Below are 21,038 nucleotides of genomic sequence, written 5' to 3'. Positions count from 1 at the left end.
AACCCTAGACGAAATTTAACTAACAAAGGAGTCTACCTATACAATGGCACGTTACACAGGTCCTAAATTTAAACTCAGCCGCCGTCTTGGCATTTCCTTGAGCGGCACTGGCAAAGATTTGAAACGTCCGTTCCCTCCGGGGCAACACGGTCCTAACCAACGCAGAAAAGTAAGTAACTACGGAGCACAATTGCTCGAGAAACAAAAACTGCGCCACATGTACGGTTTGGGTGAGAAGCAATTCCGCACCCTGTTCGAGAAAGCGCAGCACATGCCTGGTATCGCGGGCGAAACGTTTATGATCTTGCTTGAAAGCCGTTTGGACAACCTTGTTTACCGTCTGGGCTTCGCGAACTCCCGTGCTGGTGCACGTCAGCTCGTATCCCACGGTCACGTAACGGTTAACGGCAAGAAAGTAGACATCGCTTCTTACCGCGTAAACGTTGGCGACGTAATCGGCCTTCGTGAAAGAAGCCGTGGTCTCTCTTCCGTGAAGGAAGCTCTGGAGAACCGTACGCATGTTCCGGCTTACCTGGAATTCAACGACACGACTCTGGAAGGCAAATACATCCGTTTGCCAGAACGTTCCGAGCTGTCGCAAGACATCGACGAGAAGCAAATCGTCGAGTTCTACAACCGTTAAGATTCGGAAGCAAACCGACCCAAGTTGTTCTCAACTTGGGTCGGTTTTTTTGTGCCTACCTTTGGCTATTTGGTCATAATGCTGTAATCCGTACACAATTGACTTTCCACCAGTCACTTACATACGGTCACTAACGTTTGGAACAGCTCATTTTGTAAGCGATCATCTTCGATCAGGTGCAAGCGTTCAATATGCTGCTTCGGAAAAATCAATAAATGCCCCTTGGTAGCCGGATATAGATCGAAAATACACAGAACATGTATTGACTCGTGTAGAACCACAGCTTCTCGGGTTTCTAATACATTGCAAAGTATACAATCAACCATCATTAGACCCTTTCTCTGACTAAAAGAGGAACAGTAAAGTTCTGTTCCTCTTTTAGCTGATTATGCATGATTATATGCAAAAATTGGCGAGGGATCTTTATATAGTCCATTCCTCTTATTTTACCGACAACTTGGCGAATTTGCGTTTACCGACCTGGATGATCTCTCCGCCCGCCAGCTCTACTTCCGCATTCGGGTCGCTGATCTTCTCTTCGTTCAGCTTAACCGCACCCTGCTGGATGCTGCGTCTTGCCTCCCCATTTGATGCGGCGAACCCTAGCAACGTCAGCAACTTGATCAGACGGATTTTCCCATTGACCAGCTCAGCGGCAGGAATTTCTTTCTCCTCGATATCCTCCGGCAGCGCACGTTGCTGGAACACCGTTACGAAATGCTCCTGCGCTGCATCGGCAGCTTCTTGACCATGGTACATCCGGACGAGCGTATGGGCCAGTTTCATCTTGGCGTCGCGCGGATGCACGGCTCCCGATTTGAGGCCTTCGGTGAGTTCAGCCAATTCTTCGAGGGACAGGTCAGTCACCAGCTCAAAATACTTCGTCATCAGCTCGTCCGGCACAGACATCGCTTTACCGTAGATTTCGTTTGGCGCTTCATCGATGCCGATGTAGTTGCCAAGGCTTTTACTCATCTTCTGCACGCCGTCCAAGCCTTCGATGATTGGGGTCATGATCGCGACTTGCGTGTCTTTGCCATATTCCTTCTGCAAGGTCCGGCCCATGAGCAAGTTAAACTTCTGGTCCGTTCCCCCCAGCTCGATATCGCTTTCCAGCGCCACCGAATCCATGCCTTGCATCAGCGGGTAGAAAAACTCGTGGATGCTAATCGGCTGACCGCTTGTATACCTCTTCGTAAAATCGTCGCGTTCCAGCATACGTGCCACGGTCACCTTCGCGGACAGCTTCACGACGTCGGCAAACGTCATCGGTGCCAGCCATTCCGAGTTAAAGTTAACTTGCGTTTTTTCCGGGTCCAGAATTTTAAAGATTTGCTGGCGGTACGTTTCCGCATTCCGTTGTACGTCTTCTTCGGTTAATTGTTTGCGGGTTTCCGATTTGCCGGTCGGATCGCCGATCCGCCCCGTAAAGTCGCCGATGATCAGCTGCACCTGATGGCCGAGCTCCTGAAACTGCCGCAGCTTCTGCATAACCACCGTATGGCCGATATGAATGTCCGGCGCGGAAGGGTCCAGCCCCAGTTTAACTTTCAGCGGCTTGCCGGTCACAACCGACTTGATCACTTTTTGCTTCAGCTCATCCTCCGGCACGATCTCCACAACACCGCGGGAAATCACCTGAAGTTGGCGTTCCACCTCGGCTTGCTGGGCCGCGCTTAATTCTTCCCATTTCATTGCTCTTCTTTCCCTCCATATTCGTTAGTCCTGCTTAGAAAACGGAACGCAAAAAAGCTCCTTCCCATCCCAAGGGACGAGAAGGAGCACTCGCGTTACCACCCTAATTAAAACCGTTTGCGGATCCTGCGGCGGATTGCCAGACGAACCGATGACGGTTTTCACTTCATTCACATAACGGGATTTCCCGGTACCGGACTACTGGCGCATTCTACGCGCGTTCCCCCGGACGGCTCCAGACGGTAATTCAAAAGGGATCCGCCCATTCGGTTCGCAGCAACCACCGATTCTCTGAGCGACGGGATTCCGCCTTCTACTGAGTCTTTCTAAGCCTTTGACGATTTGCAATTTAAAATATTATATAACACAGATGCATTCCCAAAGTCAAATCTACGAAAGCTAGGTCATGAGCAGGAACTAGGCTCCATCACACGCCAAAATACGCTGAAAAAACATCCAAATCCCCTTTTTTATGCTATAATGTTGCTGTTTATAAAGGAGGATCATGCATGGATCATGAGAACGACAAGAACTCCGGCAAGCTGCGGCGCAATAACCGGAGCGAAAAAAACTCAAAACCCGCCCGGAAGCGCAAAAAAGGCAGATTAGCCTGGGCGATTGTGGGTTGGCTCGTTCTGTTTGGATTTGCCGGCGTTCTGTTTGCCGGTGGAGCCGTATTCGGATACGTATCCTCCATCGTTAAGGACGATCCGGTACGGTCGCGTGCCGACATTCAAGCAAAAATCAATCATAATGAAATGACAGGTTTCGCCTATTTCCGTGACGGCCAGCCGATTGGCCAGCTTCGCTCGGAAGAGGATCGCCGTCCTGTCACCTATAAGGAAATCCCGCAAATCGTGCTCGATGCTGTGATCGCCATCGAAGACAACCACTTTGAGGAACACATCGGGATCGACTTTAAAGGGACGTTGCGAGCGGTTAAGCAGCGGGTGCTTAAAGAGGACGTGCAGACCGGCGGCAGTACGCTGACCCAGCAGCTGGCGCGACGCGTGTTCCTGAACCTGGATAAGACCGAAGACCGGAAGGTTAAGGAAATGCTGCTGGCACTTCGGCTGGAGCGTTTTTTATCCAAGGAAGAAATCATTACGGCTTATTTGAATAAGGTTCCCTTCGGCAACGGTTCGAATGGGTACCAGGTTTACGGCATCAAAGCCGCAGCCAAAGGTCTCTTTAACGTCAGCAATCTGTCGGATTTGAATATCGCGCAAGCGGCCTATTTGGCTGGTCTGCCTCAGCTTCCCTCCACCTATTCCGCTTTTAACGGGAAAGGGGAATTTAACGAGGAGGCATTCGGGCGGGCGGTCAAACGCCAGCAGCTGGTGCTGCAGCGCATGCTTGAGGAGAACAAAATTACGCAAGCGCAATATGAAGAAGCGATGGCTTTCGATATTAAAGGATCGCTGGCCAAGCCAACGAAGAAGGCTTATGACACCTACCCGTATCTGATGCTGGAGACGGAACGGCAAGGCGCGATCGTCCTTGCGATGCTCAACAATCCGGAGATGACCAAAGAGGAGGTTGCCGCCAACTCGGCCATCCTCGAGGAAGCTCGGCAGGAGCTGCTGACCGGGGGATACCGGGTGTACACGACCATCGACAAGAAGGTCTACAACGCCATGCACAAGGTATCGGAGAACGCGGACAATTTCTCTCCGTACAGTGAGAAGAAGGGCCTGGAGCAGGTCGCCTCGATGATGATCGACAACAAGACCGGCGCGATCCTCGGCATGATCGAAGGGCGCGACTTCTACACGGAGCAAATGAACTATGCGACGCAAATGAAACGGCAGCCGGGTTCTACGATGAAGCCTATCGCCGCTTATTTGCCGGCCCTCGAAGCCGGGTTAGTTCAGCCTGCCTCGATCATTGATGATTCGCCGATTATTTTGAAGGACTACCAAAAAGGCTTCCACATTCCTGTAAACTCCAGCGGCGGCTATAAAGGGCTTGTGACCGCGCGGACAGCTTTGAATGAGTCGCGGAATATCCCCGCGCTTAAGGTGTTTAACAATATCGTTGGCATCGACAAAGCTTGGGACTTTGCCAAGAAGCTGGGCATCACTACGTTGGAAGATGAAGACTACAACGCGCAAACCGGCGTGCTTGGCGGCTTGAAATACGGTGTCACCGTTGAAGAACTGACCAATGCGTACAGTGCCATCGCCAACGGAGGGCAGTTTACCGACGCTTATATGATCGAGAAGATTACCGATGCGAAAGGTAACATCGTCTACAAGCATGAGGTTAAGCCGCAGCGGGTCTTCTCCGAGCAAACGGCTTACCTGATGACCGATATGCTTCGCACCGTCATTACGGACGGCACCGGTAAATCGATCAAAAGCGACTTCAAGAAATATGGCAAAATCCCGGTTGTCGGCAAGACCGGAACAACGCAAAACTACGCCGACGTCTGGTTTATGGGTTACTCGCCGGACGTCACACTGGGAGTATGGATCGGGTATCGCGAACCGGTGAACACGTTGTCGGAAGCCGGTAAATCCCGGGCGCGCAAAATTTGGGCGCTCGTTATGAACGAAGTCACCGAGAGCAGACCGGAATTGTTTGCGACCAAAGCGTTCACGAAACCGGACGGTATCGTAACGAAAACAGTATCCGGCTATAGCGGGAAGTTGCCAACGCAGTTGACGCAACAGGCCGGGAAGCTGGTTACGGATATTTTTAATGCTAAATACGTACCAACCGAACCGGACGACGTGCTGATTCGAGCTAAGTACGTGACGTACGAAGGCATCAACTACGTGCCGCTCGAAACGACGCCTTCGGATATGCTGCGTGAGAAGGTTGTGGTGAAGCGCGAAACGCCGATCGAAGTGCTCAAGGAACAGCTGGAGCAGGCGTTCGCCGGAATGTCCGGCAGCCACAAACCGCTGAGCTTCTACCTGCCGAAGGATGCCGGGGAAGATGCGCCTTACAAACCAGATCCTCGCGTCGATGACGGTCAGGCGCCTGCGCCTCCGGCGAATGTCGCCTTGTCTGCAGGCAGCGGAGCAGCTACGATTACGTTTAGCGAAAATACGGAAAAAGACGTGGTCGGCTACCGGTTGTACCGTGCAGACGACGGCGTGACGTTCCAGTATACCGGGAAAGCAGCGCTGGTTGGAGATCCGGCGGTCATTACAGACGATCGATCCGTTGGCTTCACCACCGCGTACTACGTCACGGCCGTTGACGTGGCCGGCAAGGAATCGGCGCCAAGTGCGATCGTCAACGTCTTTGGCGGCGGCGTATTCCCGGGCGGCGGCTCGACGCCGGATACGCAAAACGAGACGCCGGGCGGTAACGACGGCGGCATCATCGGCGACAATGGCAACAACGGTCCGCTTCCTGCATCACCAGCTAACGTGAGCGTGAAGAAGGACGACCGCGGATTCACGGTGAGCTGGGACGCGAACGGTGCTCTCGACCTGGTGACGAGCTACAACGTCTACGTGTCCGATGCCCAAGGCGGCACCTACACGAAGGTCGCTTCCACCTCGGACCCGCACTTCTCGTTCAAGACCGACTCCAGCTCCGTCTGGATCCAGGTCACCGCCGTCAACGTGCTGGGCGAATCCCCGCCGTCGGCGCCGGTGCAGTATAGTAAGTAATATAAAAGCAGCAGGTGTGGGCCTGCTGCTTTTTGGGTGCTGCTCTTTCTTGTGTGATCTTGTGCTCGTGGGTGCTCCTATTTCATCGAACCGTGAAACGATGTTTCCTTAAGGCTGTCCGTATAAATATATATGATTTTTCGAACATAATTCGCTGCAAACTACCCATTTGGTGGAAATATATTCGATTTTTCACATAAAATCTCAAAGTTCGGGCTTCAAGGGAGCGATTATATATGAAATTTCATATAGAATGGGCCAAATCCGCCATATTTGAGCGAATATATTCGATTTTTCATATATATTTCCGTTTCGGCGAAATACTCACACCCCCATTCCACACGACAAATTGGGATAATAACAATCCTTTATTATTTGTGGGAAACAAGGGAACACCTCCTAGACTTCTCGCTCTTCCCAACCTAATGGAGGAATAAAGTAAGCATCGTACTGCTCTTTCGCCAAGTCCGTTAACTTCTCCTTCCACTGCCAGTACTCATCCAGATAACTTTCCCCCTTCCCCATTCGCCAAAATAAGCTGGTTGGATCCTCTTCCGGAAAAGCCACCCAAGGAGGTAATATAAACAATGCTTCTTCTGAGCCGGATAATTTTTCGCGAGTTTCCATCAGGATTTTGCCGAGCCAATTTGCCCCAGACCCATCGCCGTTGTCACCCCAAAAGCGGTCATTCCTCGTATGTTCAATTAGCAAGCAATCTCCCGTAGATACTAGCAATCCCCTCAGTTCAGGATGCTGTTGGAATTTCGCCTCCACTGCTTGTCGCATGATTTTCAACTTCACTTGCTCCCAATCACTTAGAAGCGGCCGGGATCGATCTCTCCCCATCTGTGCAGCTTGAAAAGGGGTTTCCGCTTGTCTAATCGCTTCCTCATGTTCACTCCCCGCAAACTTCTGTGCCTGAAAAATAATGCTCCGACGTTGGCCAGACCTTATCATTTATCTCAATTGGATAAAGAGCAAAGTTGGTAAATTGTCCATAGGGACGATTTGTTTCGTAAAATCGGATCACTTTCTGATCCGCACGGACTTTCAACAACTCATTTCGGATGGACTCCGCCTTTTTTAACATTTCCTGTGCAATCCTTTGGATGTCATCCCTGTCTTCACCTCATCTCTCCGGCAAAGAATGTACTGGGGTGAATATCGATGGTTGTCAGCCTTCGTGCCCCTATTCTGATTCAATTTTCCAATTGAACATATCTTTAAAATCTTCGAAACAGCTTGGACAAACCCAATAGTATTTGTCTTCCGTTGCGTAACCTTTATCACATTCCTCAGGGAATTTTTTTCCAACAAAACTCACAATGGTCATGATCCCATGATTGATTCATAAGTAGGTAATTTTGAAATACCATCTTCTTACCCAATAAGTACTTTGCTTGGTTTCTTATGCGCCAATCGTTCTGATGGCTCACTATGATCATCACTTTCCTCATGTATAGGTGAATATTTGCATCACCCACTTTGGATAATTCTCCGTATCAAGGCTTACCATGAAAAAGTGTCTTAGCTATTTTATGAAATCTTTAATGATTACCCTCTACTATGCTCTTAAAAATTTTCGGCGGAATCGTATAATCCAGATTAATGGTATGAATGCTCTTTTGATAACGGGATATAAAGCCTTCAACATAACGGAATAATTCCTCAAAATAGCCCTCCACACTTGGATTGATACGGGTTTCATTCCAACTAAGGTGATACAAGCCCCAATCAAACAAACGTCTTACTTCTGTCTCAAGCTTAGTCGACACAACTTCCGTTCCTCTTCCACCTGGAACTTTTAGTTTTAGAATTATGCTATCCAATTTCATGAGCATTCTAATAAGCTCTAGTGCATCCTCGGCGTACACATATACATTTTGTATTAAGGCATCGGGCCATTTCGTCATCAGATCTGCTCTCACATTTGGAGGAAGGTTTAAATAATATTCCTGATTTTTATTCCAATACACCTTTCTAATAACAAGAGGTGACTCCTTCCCGCTCTCATCAAGAAAGTTACGGTATTCGGAAAAAAACGACCATGAAATGATACTGTCTGCGGTCCATACTCTGCATCTTAACACCTGTTCCAAGGTTTTCTCTTCAGATAATTCATTCTCTTTACAGTACATAAAGATAGGTTCTTCCGTTAAATAATGCACCATAGCTTCTTGTCTTAACAAAAATAGCGGAGTGATTTTGGAACACACTTCTTCACTATGAATGGAATTACAGCTTCCTTTCACACTTTGACTCAAATTATGACTTCCCCCTTGGAATTGATACACTTGCATTTTGTAGATGATATTATTTATGAAAAGAAAAATGAATACACTTTGCATAACACTGGTCTGTTTCTTCTCTTTTGTCTAATTACGGACAATAGTATACTTCTTCCATGTTTACTTCATCACCTCTTGTATAACTGTCATATCGTCATCGTACTGGATAAGTTCGCGATGTTGGCGCCATGAAGTTAGTAAGTAATGAAAAAGCAGCAGGTGTACTCACGCTACTTTTTTGTGTGATCCTGAGCATTTCATAAGCCACTAAGTCCACATCATATCGATCCGCATCAACAAATTTAGTTAGTTTCCCCTGAAAAAGTCAGGGTGTTTTGAGCATAATTAAAAGGAATTCAGCACCTCAAAATGGAAATTGTTATTGACGAGATAACAAAGTTCCACACCCCGAGGGAAGAATTCCTTTGCTATAGGAGTTCAACAGAAGCCCTCGGGAATCCTTCCAAGAGGTGAAGAAAATGTTGAAACTTCGAGACGAGCAATTGACCATCTGGGATGCCATTCTCCCGGAATCTGTTAGAAAGTTGCCGGTCGAGCTTGCAATCATAGATCAATTACTGGACGACGACCGTTTTCTTCAACCGTTTACTGAGTTGCACCCGAAAGGCAAGAAAAGCGGCCGTCCTACGCTTGCAATTGAAAAGTACATCCGTCTTATGGTCCTGAAGCATAAATACAATTTGGGCTACGAGTCACTCGTGAAGGAAGTCGGTGACAGCATCACATGGCGAATGTTCTGCCGGTTTGCCATCGACGAACCGATGCCCGACCCGTCTACGCTCATCTATGCCCGCAAACGCTACGGCGACAAGATCGTCGAAGACATCAATGCCGCACTCGTAAAGCAGTGTGAGGAAAAAGCCGTTCTGAAAACCCGCAAATTGCGCACGGATACGACGGTTGTGGAATCCGACATCCATCACCCGACAGACGCTACGCTGTTGCAAGATGGCGTAAAAGTCATCACTCGAACGATTCAGAAAATCCGGAAAGTCGCCTCCCACACTGTTCAAGGCTTTGAAGATCGTACGGCAGAAATCAAGGAAAAGATTCTGTCCATCGCGAAAGTTCTACGTCGCCGCACCCGTGAATCTTGGGAAGAAGTTGACCGGATCACTGGGAGCGTAATCGAAGTAGCCGAGAACGTTGTGAACAAGGCGCAAGCCGTTATCGAGAAACTGCAAGACAAGGGCAAAGCTGCTCTTCGACAAAGTAAAACCAAACTGACCGAGGCGGTCACGCTAACCGGCAAGTTGTTGGAACAAGCCAAACAGGTCGTTTCCGGCAATCGAATCATCGCAGATCGGATCGTCAGTTTCTTTGACCCGGAAGCAAGACCGATTAAGAAAGGTAAGCTGGCCAAAGGAACTGAGTTCGGCTACAAGGTGCGAATCGACGAGACGGAAAGCGGCTTTGTGACCGGCTACGCTGTCTACGAGGGGAACCCCTCGGATGATGAACTGCTCGTTCCCGCTGTACAGGCGCATATCAAGCAATTCGGCAAAGCGCCGCAAGCTGTAGCGACCGACCGCGGTTTCTCAAGCAAGAAGAACGAAACGGCCATTACCGAACTTGGTGTGAAGCGAGCTAGCTTGCCGCGAAAGGGCAAAAAAGGCATTGCCCGATCCGAGTACGAAAACGAATTATGGTTCAAAGACTTGCAGCGTTACCGTGCAGCTGGAGAAGCGAAGATTAGTCTTCTCAAGCGGAAGTACGGTTTGAACCGCAGCAGGTATCGGGGCTTTGTCGGCTCAAAATGCTGGGTCGGCTTCGGGATTCTGACCCACAACCTGCAAAGAGCGGCAAAAATGCTCCAAAACTAACATGGAAACCGATCATTAGGGAAAGTTCCCCCTCACAACCCAGCCAGCAACCCGAAACTATTTTTGAAAATCGACTTTTTCAGGAGCAACTAGTTAATAGCAAGCCTTATAGGCTTAGGTTGAACCAAGTCATTACACCACGAAAACGATGTTTCCATAAAGGCTGTCCGTGTTGATCCAAACACCAGATGTACGATTCTGGCTTTCTTTTCTTGACTTCAGTATACAGATATACCTGATTTCTTTGATCCAATATCGGATTAAATCAACAACTCATTTCGGATGGACTCCGCCTTTTTTAACATTTCCTGTGCAATTCTTTGGATGTCGTCCATGTCTTTACCTCATCACTCTGATTAGCAAAGTACTTAGGAAGTGCGTGATGACAGCTACAGTAGGTAATTAGTACAAGAGCAGCAGGTTATGTCCCTGCTGCTCTTTCCCAGGGTGCTTTGAGAATATCGATGGTTGTCCGTTGTCGTCCCCCTATTCTGATTTAACTTTCCAATTGAACATATCTTTAAAATCTTCGAAGCAGCTTGGACAAACCCAATAGTATTTTTCTTCCGTTGCGTAACCTCTATCACATTCCTCGGGGAATTTTTCCAACAGAACTCACAATGGTTATGATCCCATGATTGATTCATAAAAAGGTAATTTTGAAATAACATCTTCTTACCCAATAAGTACTTTGTTTGGTTTCTTAAGCGCCAATCGTTTGGTTCAATCATTGTGATCACGTTCCGTTTCATTTGTTACCACAGATCCAACGGATTAAGTTCTCATCAGCCAATTCTGGATTGTTAAGGCCAACTGTGGTCATTTTGATTGTGCGAGTAATTCCTTGGCAATTTCGGGTATGTCGTATTCAATGAGATCTTTATTTTTTAGTTGAGCGAGCCTGTAAAGTTCCTCTTTTAAACTAGAGATAATCCCGGTGTCAAGTTTCCTAATTAAGTGCCACAAAATATTTTGTATCCAGTCGTAATCATTAGATTCTAATATGTCTTTTAATGATGGAATTAAGTCTTGGCCTAGTGGAATTAACAATTCATCAATAATTAAGGGGGCTACAGGCCAGTTTATATCCTTAGTCCATTCTAATATTTCCGGTAAAATCAACTTTAGTTCAGCCTTAGATAAAGTTTTTAGTAATTTAATCGAATCGTAATCACTTTTGTCTTTAGGTAAATAATTTGCAACATCCATTTATTAGTACATCCTCTTTCTTATAAATATTGTTTTTTTCACTACTTTAATCTTACTGAAATGCTCTGTAGTATTTTAGTTAAGTAGTAGGGTTCACTACCATTGTTTTTTACTGCGTCTCTTGAAGACATCCAAATTTGATGTTCAATTGGATCTTTAGCAAGAATCAGTATATGATTAGGGTTTTTGGGATCACTCTTTACAGTAAATACTCCTGTCTTTTTAACCAACTCTATAGAAGTAACAGTGAAACTTTTCCAATCTTTACTTGCTTGTTTAAAATAAGATAGCCCGTTTGCATCTATTACTGGCCTTGGTGTCAAGTTTACATCACCGCCATTTCCACTCCTAAAAATTAGAGAATGTTTATCATTATTAGTTTTAGTAGAAGAAGAGGTGGCTTCCAACCCTAATATAGTCGCTAATCCTGCTGCTTGGATAACCTTACTTAGTAAAGATGATGTATTACCGCTTATCGGCAATGCGACTTCATTTTTAATTATGGTAATAAAATTATTGGTTTCTTTAGAAATCGAGTTAGCATAGTTAACTGCAGCCTGCTTTTGATTGTTATAGATATTAATAATTTCCGAATACGACTTTCCTTTATTTGCATAATATAATGAATCCGGTACGTATTTGTTATTATTTGCTGGATTACTACATTGCCCTGCATGCGAATATGTTTTTCCATTCACTACTGATTCACACCAATAGCCGGTTGGATCAATATTATTCAACGGTTTATTCTCAACATACGTATACAAATTCAAGCTCAGCGGATTTGTTACGCTGCCTTCATACGTATCCTTACTTATAAACCGTCCTGTCGCAGGGTCATAGTACCTTGCCCGCAGGTAGTACAGTCCAGTTTCCTCATCCTGCATTTCTCCAGCGTACTTGAAGACGTTCTGGATTTGTTCTTCCTGATGGAGGATATTTCCCCACTCATCATATTGGTAACTGTTAACCGTGTTGCCTGCTTCGTCAACGATTTGCACCACGTCACCGTGGCCGTTGTAAACATAATAATACTTTTTGTTTGTTACAGCATCTCGTTTGGCCAACAGACGGTCCGGACCCCAAACATAGTTCGCCAAAGCCTGATTGTTACCATTTGCTTCTGTTATCACCTTACCACTGTTATTGTAAGCATACCGAACTTTTTCTGTCACAGGTGGAGGAGTTTGACCAGAAGCATCTGCAGGTTCTCTTGACGTCGTGGTCTTAGATAACCGCAGCCCTTGCATCTCATACTCAAATTCGGTTGTAACATTTTCTTTGGTTACACTTTTCAGCTGATCCCAGACATTAAAGGTGTAGGTCTGCTCATTAGTGTCTTCAATAAGACTGTCACCTTGCAAGGTTTTGCGGTTTCCGCGTGCATCGTACGCATATACGATCATTTGGCCAGACGGGCGTTTGACTTGGGTTAACCGATCCAACTTGTCGTACTGGTAAGTGGTTGTCCCGGTCGAATCCGTCACAGATATGATATTTCCATTTGCATCGTAAGCATACTGGAATTCAGACAACAAAGTGGCGCCTTTTTTGTTCGTTACTTTGAGCAGTCTACCAATTCCATCATAGGTGTAATCAGTGATTAAATAGCTACCATCCGAGAGTCTAGGATAAGTGACTCGCTTCAGTTTACCGTCCGGTTCATAGGTATACTGCGCATTGGCATTTTCCGCGGCTGTGACTTGATAAGAACCGTTAGTTTGAACACGATTGATCCTGGTCTTATCGTAGCTGTAATGCGTAAAGTAATCAAACGCGTCAGCGACGTTTTTTAGACGATTCGCATCGTCGTATTCGTGGCGAACGATGGTAACCACACCGTCATACACGTTGGCTTTGTAGGTCTGAGAACCATAGAAGTTGTAACTGTTGTATATGGTCATGAAATTCGATCCGCTGCGTTGTTCTTCCTGCCGTGAAGGTCCAAACAGCGTAAATTGATATATATTCTTGAGTGTGGTCGAACCCGCGACTTTCGCAATGTTTCGGCCGATATCGTCATAAAGGTAGTTGATCAGATTATTGTTCGCGTCCTTGCGGAGCGTAATCTGCCCCAGTTTATTACGGGAAAAGGCATCCTGATTGGCAGCCGGATCAGTACTCGTTTTCAGGAATCCCGTCTCGTCATAAGCTTTGGTCGTTGTCCAATTTCTCGTGCCGTCGGTCTGTGTGGTTGATTGCAATTGCCCCAGTTTGTTGTATGCATAGCTGGTGGTTTGATTTAATGCATCTTGCACCGCAGTCAACCGGCTAAGCTTGTCATATTGATAACGGGTCGTATTGCGATTCGGATCTGTATACGTCGTTACATTGCCCAAGTGATCATAAGCTAAATCCTCTTGGACTACGCTTGTCGTACGATTTGGCCAGTTAGGAAATGCCTTTAATGTTATCTCTCGTCCCCATTGGTCGGTGTAAGACTCAAGTACATTCCGCTTCAAAGTATCCTGGGGGTTACTGCGGAAGGCAGCGAGATCGCTGGCAGCAACCAAATAGGACGTCGTTTTCCGGTCAATCAGGTCGTAATCGCTTCGATACAAGTTACCGAACGGGTCAATCGCTTCAAAGGCACGTCCCCATGGATCATAGTCTGCCGTCGATACATTGCCGACGGTGTCGATCACGTATTCTGGCCGGGCCATAATATCATAGTGGTATTGGGCCAGAACTAACTCGCGCATCGTATAGTTGTCAAGTTGACCGATTAATACGGCATTTCCGAACCCATCGTAAAATTCGTGTTTAATGTTTTCATAATTAACCGCGTTATCATTTAAGCGTGTCGACCTCGTATAAGAATCGATCCGAGTCGTGATCAGGTATTTATTTTCATCGTCAAAATATTCCGGGCTGTTATCTACAGTTTGATCATGGTATTCGATGACGTCTTCAATCTGATAACGCTCACCATTTTGATTGTTATTCACCGGATAAATCGTTTTGGTCAAACGCCCATACACATCATATTGATATTGCGTCGTTTTGTTATCTGCGTTTGTTTCTGAAGTCATGAGTCCAAGTAAAACGTTATATGTTCGTTGAACTGCTGTTTCGGTAATTTGCCCAGAATCATTGGTATAATAGGATTTTATTGAAGTCGGAAATAATTGATATGAACCGCTCTGACTGTAATAAGCGACAGTTCTTGCTGTTTTACCATTTTCCAATGGGATTAAAGTTTCCAAGGTTCTACCGTCAGCAGCCTGCGTGAAATTATAGGTTGTGACTTCGCCATTTGCATTTTGCTCCGTTTTTAGGCGGCCCTGAGCATCATACGTATAAAGTTCGGTTAATACCGTACCGGCATCTTTATAGTATTGGATCTTGGTTGGTAGTTTGAAATTGGCATCATACTCATAGGTCGTCGTGTGTTGTGTGACCATTGCAGCATCATTAAGCTGAGTCGCCGTTAACGGACGCGTTTCGCTCTGTAGGTCGCCCCAACTATAATATTTATAGGTTTGGTACAGCTTGTTCTCCCGGGTTCCACTGGTTGTTTTTGTTTCAACTTTCGTTGGCTTATACTTGAATGCTGTATCATAGGATTGAACAGTTTCGGTGATTTTCTCTCCGTTTGATGCTGTATGCTCGGTCATCAAGAGCTGCTTCTTCCCGTTAAACGTAGTTCTAATTTTCAAGCCATCCTGATTCAACGACTCTGAACCGAAACGATAGCTCTCCGGGATAACCTCTTCGACTTTATAAGTTGGGTAACCGGTGACATCACCGAAATACGTGTAATCCAATTTATTATACAACCCTTGAGCATAGATCCCTTTACTTGGGTCATCATAGTTATAACGGTTCAAGCCATCAAATCTAGATGTAACTTGAAATGCTTGATATGCCCCTTCCCCACCCCAGTTCCGGGTAATAACCTGATATTCATAGAAGGATGTAGAATGAGGGTACATCGCATACTGCAGCAAATAAACTGCAGTCCCCGCCTCTGAACCGCCTAATGATTTACTTATCGCACTGAATTTTTCAGAAGCCAAATAGTAGTTGTAGTAAGTGTTATAACCATTTAAGTCCGTAACTCGATACAAGTAAGGTTCATAACGTTTACCTATCAATGTCCCGTTTTCAAAAATGCTGACTTCTTCCCTCTTCTTGGCATAAGTGATTGTTTTCTTCTCCGTCGTGGAGGGATGGCTAACGGTTATCGTGATGTTCTCGGTCATATTCTGCTTGTCGAAATTAGGATCACTCAAGTTACTCTGATAAGCAAAATCAATATTGCGTCCAATCGAATCCACGATTTTCGATATTACTGGGTAATTTTTTCCGTTCATCAAGCGATTGACATGTGTGAATTTAATCTCGTTTCCAAAACGATCCTTAATTCCTAATAGTCTTCCATCAGAGCCAAAGTAGGTTTTCTTTTTGTTCTGATCCACAAGCACATAAGTTGAAGTCATTTGACCGTTCGTATAAGTTGAGTCTCTTAAAAGCTCAACATCAGTACGACCGTAGTCCTCCAGTTTGCCTTTATTACTGGCGTCAAACTTCACAACATAGGCTGCACCAGTACCATCATGGTAATGAATATATGACCCCTCGATTTGCAAAGAAGGGAATGCCATCGACCAACCTCCGCCTAAGTCGTAACGTTGTCGGCTATAGGAGTTTTCATCAGGATAAATTTTCGTTGTGGTCGTATACGAGTTCTGCACATACTGAACCGTTTTATACTCGATGTTATAGTCAATGTATCTTCTACCGCTGTCCGGTTGATTTTTCAAATAATGATCTGCAACGTTATACGCTGAGGTTTGATCGGCATAATAACCCGGAAAATACGTTGCGTATTTATTTGTCGCGATATCCCAATAGAGCAGCGTTACATAATAACCTGCTCCGGAACCGACGGTTTGGGACGAACCGGAAGTAACGGTTACTCGCTTTGTACCCACTTCGGCCTGACTGGAGTTGTACAATCGTCCCAAAGTTAAATCCAGGCCATCCTTCCCAGGAAGAGTTAAGTCAATCTCAGAGAGCGTAAGAGTTCCAGTCGCTGGATCAATGGTTTCGCTGACGCCGCTGCGGTCAGCTAGATTTGGTTTATTCGATTCATTGACTAGTTTTGGGGTTACAAGCCCGTTAAGCACCTTTTCCAGTTGCTTATTATCGATTTGGGCATGAACGCTGGGGGCACTCACTTGCGAGCCAATAATAAAAATCAAAATAGCCACTACAATATTCTTGAAGCATGATATGGCTTGTCTCATCAAAATACCCCTACTCCTTCCCTGCCAAAGCTTGTTTACTAGCCTCTTTCGCAGCTTGTAACTGACGGAGAAGCTCCGTTTCAGAAATGCCTGTTTCCTTGGATAATGAACGAATTCGCTCAAGGGTATCCGTATCTACAGAAGATGTTATTGTCTTAGCATTATTGGTTTGCATCAGTTGTTTTTCCGATTTCGATTGATAACTGGCGACAGCTTTTTCCCCTCCGGTTTTGTAGGCACCAAGCAACTCAGCCACTGTTCCTTTTCCGGTGTCGTATGCAATGAGCAAATTCAGGATATCCTCATCTTTTAATTGTTCCTTTTTGAATTGCGCATACGGTTGAGGATGAGCTTTGGCTAACTCGTTAAGTTGCTTCTGCTCCATCTCCTGTACCAAAATCACCTCTAACTCATCCCAATCTAGTCCGCTGTCTGCTTTGCGTTTCGCCAGTGCTATCGGATCTATGAACTGCTTATTCGCTAACTCATCTAATCGATACAAATCTTCAATTGCGTATCCCTCCGAAAGGAGTTGTTCCATCTGATCTTGAGTTACTTGATAAAGATCTTTGGCATCAACATCCACCGCCAACGACTTCGTTATACTTGGGTTAACCTTGGGCTGAATTTCCACACTTTCATACACAACTTGTTCTTCACTTTGGAAATTCTCAAATGGGGATAGATCGTTATTAAGCTCCACTGTGATTGACGGTTCTTGATTCGGTACCTGAACGATGTGTTCAGTAGACGGTCCCCCGTGAAGAGCTTGATTCCATTGTTCTACGACCTCCTCGGCAAAGCCGATCGTTCCCGGGCCAATTAAGGAGGCCATTAACCCCGCGCAAAGCGGCAGTGCTAGCCATTTACGATTTGCTTTGTTCATCTTCATCCTTCTTTCACCCCTTTATGGATTTAACTGCGTTTTTACCGTCGTACGTTTGAGCAAATTCCCGTTTCGGTCGTAATCATATTGAGTTTGATAGCGATAGAGCCCTTGCTCATATTCCGTCCGGACTAGCCGGTTCGCATCGTCATAGGTGTATTGTTTAAGGGGGGAAATACTCCAACGCAATCGGTAAGGGTCAGAGCTAATCGGCATTCCATCCGCCACTGAAACCTTGAGATATATCACAGAATTCTGAACCAAATAAACCGAAAGATCGGTGTCTTGGCCATTAACAATCTGCTTAACGGCTAGTGGTTGCAAATTTGCATCGAACAGGTCCAGTCTGTACTTAGTTCCGTTAGGCGCTAACAATGTCAAGAAATAAGTATTGCTTTGTCCAACCGATAATTTATAAAAATCTCGATCAGTAGAGCTTGAGATATACGATTCATAGAGCTGGGAAACATTCATGACGGTTGCTGTTTCCGGTGCATCGTTTGGTTCATAGGTATCAAGTGACGATACAGAAAGGTACATCGCGTCAAGACCCAAAGAATAACCAGCACTATTTGCATTTTTATCTGTCACTTCAAAACGTATCGTATGTTCCGCTTTATCATCTAATCTGATCGGTAAAGTTACTACCGAATCCGTACGTTCCTCAATTTCATATAAATCCAAAGTCTGCGTTACAGGCTCGCCATCAATCAGGATCTTGATGATTCCACCTTCCGAAGACTTCTCCATTCTTAGCTCTAGATCGTAAATTCCTTGTGTTGCAGTGAATGGAAACTCCACAAAGTCACCTAATTGATCGGCAGGATAGTTAGCAAGCAAACCCGCACTAAATTGGCTGTTTTCCAACAAATTTGGGGCTTCGCCAGTATTGGTTACAGCTGGCATATTTTCAAATTCGTACACCACTTTTCCTGAGAGTGTGCTTACAATGATACTTTCACTAAAATCAGATACAGCTGAGTCCTCAGCAACCGTCCTCATTTTGAGCGAATAGCTAGTACCAGGTGTTAACCCAGTCAAGGTATAAAAAGTCTCATTTCCAGGAACAGAAGCAGCTAATACGTCATTCATGTAAATTTCATAGGTTACACTTGTGGTGGTAGGCACATCTGTCGAAACTTTCCAAGACAAATTGATCGTTGTATCCGATTGGACATCTGATCTAAGCTGAGTGGGTGGACTTAGTGGTATAGCTACAGGCTGAAGGGTTGAAGCTGATAAGGCCTCGCTATAATCTGATAAGGAATTGTCCTGCCCCTGCGCCCTAATCTTAAAGATGTAAGTTGTTGCTGGAGCCAACCCGGTGACTGTAAAGTTGTATTGATCACCGGTAGCTGTCCCTACTAACTGGTCGTTACAAAAAATCTCATAGAGTTTAATTGTTTCGGAGATTGAGACGATCTGCCATTCCAAATGAATCTCTGTATCCGAAATCGTTCGTGCGTGAAGTAGGGTAGGTGTTGGGATTGTTGTAGTTTCTGGGAGCGGATCTTGTGGATTTATGTCTGGTTGTGCTTCTTGAGGGTTTTGAGTCGGGTTTTGTTGAGGAAACTCGGGCGCGTTTTCGGTCTGAGGATTGGATTCGAGTCGCTCCTCACCTAATGGCAGCTCCTGCGTACCCGTCTCTTTCACTGAAATTGCTTTCTGGCTTTTTGCTGCTATAGTAGTAATTTGTCGTACTTTTGACTTGTCCGCAAATACGCTGGTGGACGATAGCGTCAATAGAACGATAACTAAAACAACAGCTATTCTCCTAGCAAATACTGACAAATAACATCACCCTTTCTGTAATATATTTCCTATAATATCATATTATATTTTATTTAGAATACTATTCTTTCATTGGGTTATAGTGTATATTAAATAATTTGGGATAATTTCACTATTTAATAAATATTTTGTATTTCAATTGTTAAAATATTTGCATTTGTAGGAAACAAAACTCGTCAAAATATATATGATTTTTCGAACATAATTCGCTGCAAACTACCCATTTGGCGGAAATATATTCGATTTTTCACATAAAATCTCAAAGTTCGGGCTGCAAGGGAGCAATTATATATGAAATTTCATATAGAATGGGCCAAATCCGCCATATTTGAGCGAATATATTCGATTTTTCATATATAATTCCGTTTCGGCGGCAGAGCCGCGCCCCCAGCCCAGCCCAACCCAAAGGCGTATACCCCTCTCCTCAAATCATAACCACCCGTCCAACGGGTAATTTGCTCTTGGGGTATAACCCCTTGTTGCCAAACTGCGCCTAAAGGCGGCGCTAGCCTGCTCTTTTTTGTATTCCTGCGCTCTTCGACGTCCTATTTCATTTCATAGGCCACTAAGTCCACATTCAAATCGATCCGCATCGACGAATTTGGTGAAGCGCAAGCCTTCTAGGCTCAGGTTGAACCAAGTCATTGCACCGCGAAAACGATGTCTCCATACGCTTGGCGTCAGCAGGATCTGACTGATCCCGCTTAACGATTCAACATTAACAAAGTCCTATTGACATGATCATAATATAAATGAAATATAGTATTGTAGCCATTTATTGTTTTTACAGGAGGCACCTATTGTGAGCCAAAAAAATCCTCGAATGATTCAATCCGTCCAGCGCGCCCTGGATATCATCAACTGCTTTGATTCCCTGCACGTCCAACTGTCGCTAACGGAGATCAGTCAGAAGCTGAATCTGAACATCAGCACGGTACACGGCCTGATTAATACGTTAATCGCATACTCATATATCGATAAAAATCCGGACAATGGCAAATACAGACTGGGGCTGGAGTTTTTGCTCAAGGCGAATCTGGTATCACAGAGTCTGGATTTGAAGGAGATTGGACATCCTTATTTAACCGACCTGACAAAAAAATATCACGAAACCTCTCATTTATATATATACCAGCATGAGCAGATTTTTTGCGTGGATAAAGTCGAATCGCCCAACAATTACTTCATCATCAGTTCCAGAGCCGGCCATAAGCTGCCCCTCCATGCTTCTGCCTCAGGGAAAGTGTTCCTGGCCTACATGTCCGAGGCTGAACTTCAAAATTTCCTGAGCAATAACAAACTGACAGCGCTCACCGACCATACCATTACGGACAAAAAAAAGCTCCTCAGCAACCTGCAACAAATTCGGGAGCAAGGCTTCGGAATTGAGAATGAAGAGATTGAAACAGGCGCTTACAGTATCGCCGCTCCGATCCGGGATGCCTCACACCGCATCGTCGGCACGATCAGTGTAGTGGGCTCGATCACACGAATCAAGGGGCAGGAGAGCGAGATTCGAGCCGACCTGCTAGAAGCCGCAGCTGCGATCTCCGGCCAATTCGGGTACCGTGTTCATTCTTTTACAGAATAAATAGCATACACGCGCAGAAGCAGCCCTTGCGATTTCCCGCATTCCGGATACATCAGCCAGAGACTCGGCGTCCGGATTATAATTGGTGTTTGTGTTTATGTCATACGTATCGGTTTTGCCTACCGCGTCGGTAATACATTCAATTCCGGCGAAGCTGATCCCGTTCTGCTCCAGGAGCGCTTCATACTTGGCAATCAGCGGGCTGGATCC

12 protein-coding genes and 1 other annotated feature are annotated in these 21,038 nt (G+C 45.6%); of the genes, 4 read left to right on the top strand and 8 right to left on the bottom strand.

Translation table 11 applies throughout. The annotated features are described in order from the left end of the window. Positions 1 to 43: 43 nt before the first annotated feature. Positions 44 to 643 (top strand): 30S ribosomal protein S4, encoded by a 600-nt coding sequence (gene rpsD, locus ACL02P_RS03545; RefSeq protein WP_009225221.1) that lies wholly within the window; start codon positions 44 to 46, stop codon positions 641 to 643. Between the two features lie 113 nt (positions 644 to 756). On the opposite strand, the gene ACL02P_RS03540 is transcribed toward rpsD, so the two are convergent. Both ACL02P_RS03540 and tyrS read right to left on the bottom strand, forming a co-directional pair. Further along, complete coding sequence (locus ACL02P_RS03540) at positions 757 to 969, bottom strand: HIT family protein (protein WP_412837315.1); 213 nt, start codon at positions 967 to 969, stop codon at positions 757 to 759. A gap of 115 nt (positions 970 to 1,084) precedes the next feature. Then, on the bottom strand, positions 1,085 to 2,338 hold the full coding sequence (tyrS, locus tag ACL02P_RS03535) for a tyrosine--tRNA ligase (protein WP_323076900.1): 1,254 nt from the start codon (positions 2,336 to 2,338) through the stop codon (positions 1,085 to 1,087). Positions 2,339 to 2,407: 69 nt separating this feature from the next. Further along, positions 2,408 to 2,676: a binding site (T-box leader), on the bottom strand. A 171-nt stretch (positions 2,677 to 2,847) separates the two neighbouring features. Between tyrS and ACL02P_RS03530 the strand changes: the two genes are divergently transcribed. Next, positions 2,848 to 5,967: a transglycosylase domain-containing protein gene (locus tag ACL02P_RS03530; RefSeq protein ID WP_412836834.1), complete on the top strand. Its 3,120-nt coding sequence runs from the start codon at positions 2,848 to 2,850 to the stop codon at positions 5,965 to 5,967. A gap of 399 nt (positions 5,968 to 6,366) precedes the next feature. Here the strand turns inward: ACL02P_RS03530 and ACL02P_RS03525 are convergent, their stop codons facing one another. Together ACL02P_RS03525 and ACL02P_RS03520 are read right to left on the bottom strand one after the other, a co-directional pair. After that, positions 6,367 to 6,924 (bottom strand): NADAR family protein, encoded by a 558-nt coding sequence (locus ACL02P_RS03525; protein ID WP_232228354.1) that lies wholly within the window; start codon positions 6,922 to 6,924, stop codon positions 6,367 to 6,369. 590 nt (positions 6,925 to 7,514) lie between these two features. Continuing rightward, positions 7,515 to 8,231, bottom strand: a complete 717-nt coding sequence (locus tag ACL02P_RS03520; protein WP_127576415.1) for a hypothetical protein — start codon at positions 8,229 to 8,231, stop codon at positions 7,515 to 7,517. Positions 8,232 to 8,734: 503 nt separating this feature from the next. On the opposite strand from ACL02P_RS03520, the gene ACL02P_RS03515 reads away from it, so the two are divergent. Further along, positions 8,735 to 10,099, top strand: coding sequence for an ISNCY family transposase (locus ACL02P_RS03515; protein ID WP_019007868.1), 1,365 nt, complete (start codon positions 8,735 to 8,737; stop codon positions 10,097 to 10,099). An 819-nt stretch (positions 10,100 to 10,918) separates the two neighbouring features. Here the strand turns inward: ACL02P_RS03515 and ACL02P_RS03510 are convergent. The 4 genes from ACL02P_RS03510 to ACL02P_RS03495 are packed head-to-tail and all read right to left on the bottom strand — an operon-like array spanning position 10,919 to position 19,237. After that, positions 10,919 to 11,308, bottom strand: a complete 390-nt coding sequence (locus ACL02P_RS03510) for a DUF5071 domain-containing protein (protein WP_028539437.1) — start codon at positions 11,306 to 11,308, stop codon at positions 10,919 to 10,921. Positions 11,309 to 11,349: 41 nt separating this feature from the next. Further along, complete coding sequence (locus ACL02P_RS03505) at positions 11,350 to 16,560, bottom strand: RHS repeat-associated core domain-containing protein (RefSeq protein WP_412836833.1); 5,211 nt, start codon at positions 16,558 to 16,560, stop codon at positions 11,350 to 11,352. A gap of 10 nt (positions 16,561 to 16,570) precedes the next feature. Continuing rightward, the gene (locus ACL02P_RS03500; RefSeq protein ID WP_127576417.1) at positions 16,571 to 17,452 is read right to left on the bottom strand and encodes a hypothetical protein; all 882 of its coding nucleotides are present in this window, start codon (positions 17,450 to 17,452) and stop codon (positions 16,571 to 16,573) included. A 15-nt stretch (positions 17,453 to 17,467) separates the two neighbouring features. Continuing rightward, the gene (locus tag ACL02P_RS03495; RefSeq protein WP_412836832.1) at positions 17,468 to 19,237 is read right to left on the bottom strand and encodes a fibronectin type III domain-containing protein; all 1,770 of its coding nucleotides are present in this window, start codon (positions 19,235 to 19,237) and stop codon (positions 17,468 to 17,470) included. An 802-nt stretch (positions 19,238 to 20,039) separates the two neighbouring features. Here ACL02P_RS03495 and ACL02P_RS03490 point away from each other — a divergent pair. Continuing rightward, positions 20,040 to 20,828, top strand: a complete 789-nt coding sequence (locus ACL02P_RS03490) for an IclR family transcriptional regulator (RefSeq protein ID WP_009225218.1) — start codon at positions 20,040 to 20,042, stop codon at positions 20,826 to 20,828. The last annotated feature ends 210 nt before the right edge of the window (positions 20,829 to 21,038 follow it).

It is taken from the genome of Paenibacillus sp. MB22_1 (assembly GCF_047200555.1).
Taxonomy (GTDB): domain Bacteria; phylum Bacillota; class Bacilli; order Paenibacillales; family Paenibacillaceae; genus Fontibacillus; species Fontibacillus phoenicis.
This window is presented reverse-complemented; position numbering and strand designations above follow the sequence as displayed.

Excerpts from the sequence above, each read along its gene's own strand:
- rpsD (WP_009225221.1), top strand. The coding sequence starts at position 44 with ATGGCACGTTACACAGGTCCTAAATTTAAACTCAGCCGCCGTCTTGGC.
- ACL02P_RS03500 (WP_127576417.1), bottom strand. The coding sequence starts at position 17,452 with ATGAAGATGAACAAAGCAAATCGTAAATGGCTAGCACTGCCGCTTTGC.
- ACL02P_RS03515 (WP_019007868.1), top strand. The coding sequence starts at position 8,735 with ATGTTGAAACTTCGAGACGAGCAATTGACCATCTGGGATGCCATTCTC.
- ACL02P_RS03530 (WP_412836834.1), top strand. The coding sequence starts at position 2,848 with ATGGATCATGAGAACGACAAGAACTCCGGCAAGCTGCGGCGCAATAAC.
- ACL02P_RS03510 (WP_028539437.1), bottom strand. The coding sequence starts at position 11,308 with ATGGATGTTGCAAATTATTTACCTAAAGACAAAAGTGATTACGATTCG.
- tyrS (WP_323076900.1), bottom strand. The coding sequence starts at position 2,338 with ATGAAATGGGAAGAATTAAGCGCGGCCCAGCAAGCCGAGGTGGAACGC.
- ACL02P_RS03540 (WP_412837315.1), bottom strand. The coding sequence starts at position 969 with ATGGTTGATTGTATACTTTGCAATGTATTAGAAACCCGAGAAGCTGTG.
- ACL02P_RS03505 (WP_412836833.1), bottom strand. The coding sequence starts at position 16,560 with ATGAGACAAGCCATATCATGCTTCAAGAATATTGTAGTGGCTATTTTG.
- ACL02P_RS03525 (WP_232228354.1), bottom strand. The coding sequence starts at position 6,924 with ATGATAAGGTCTGGCCAACGTCGGAGCATTATTTTTCAGGCACAGAAG.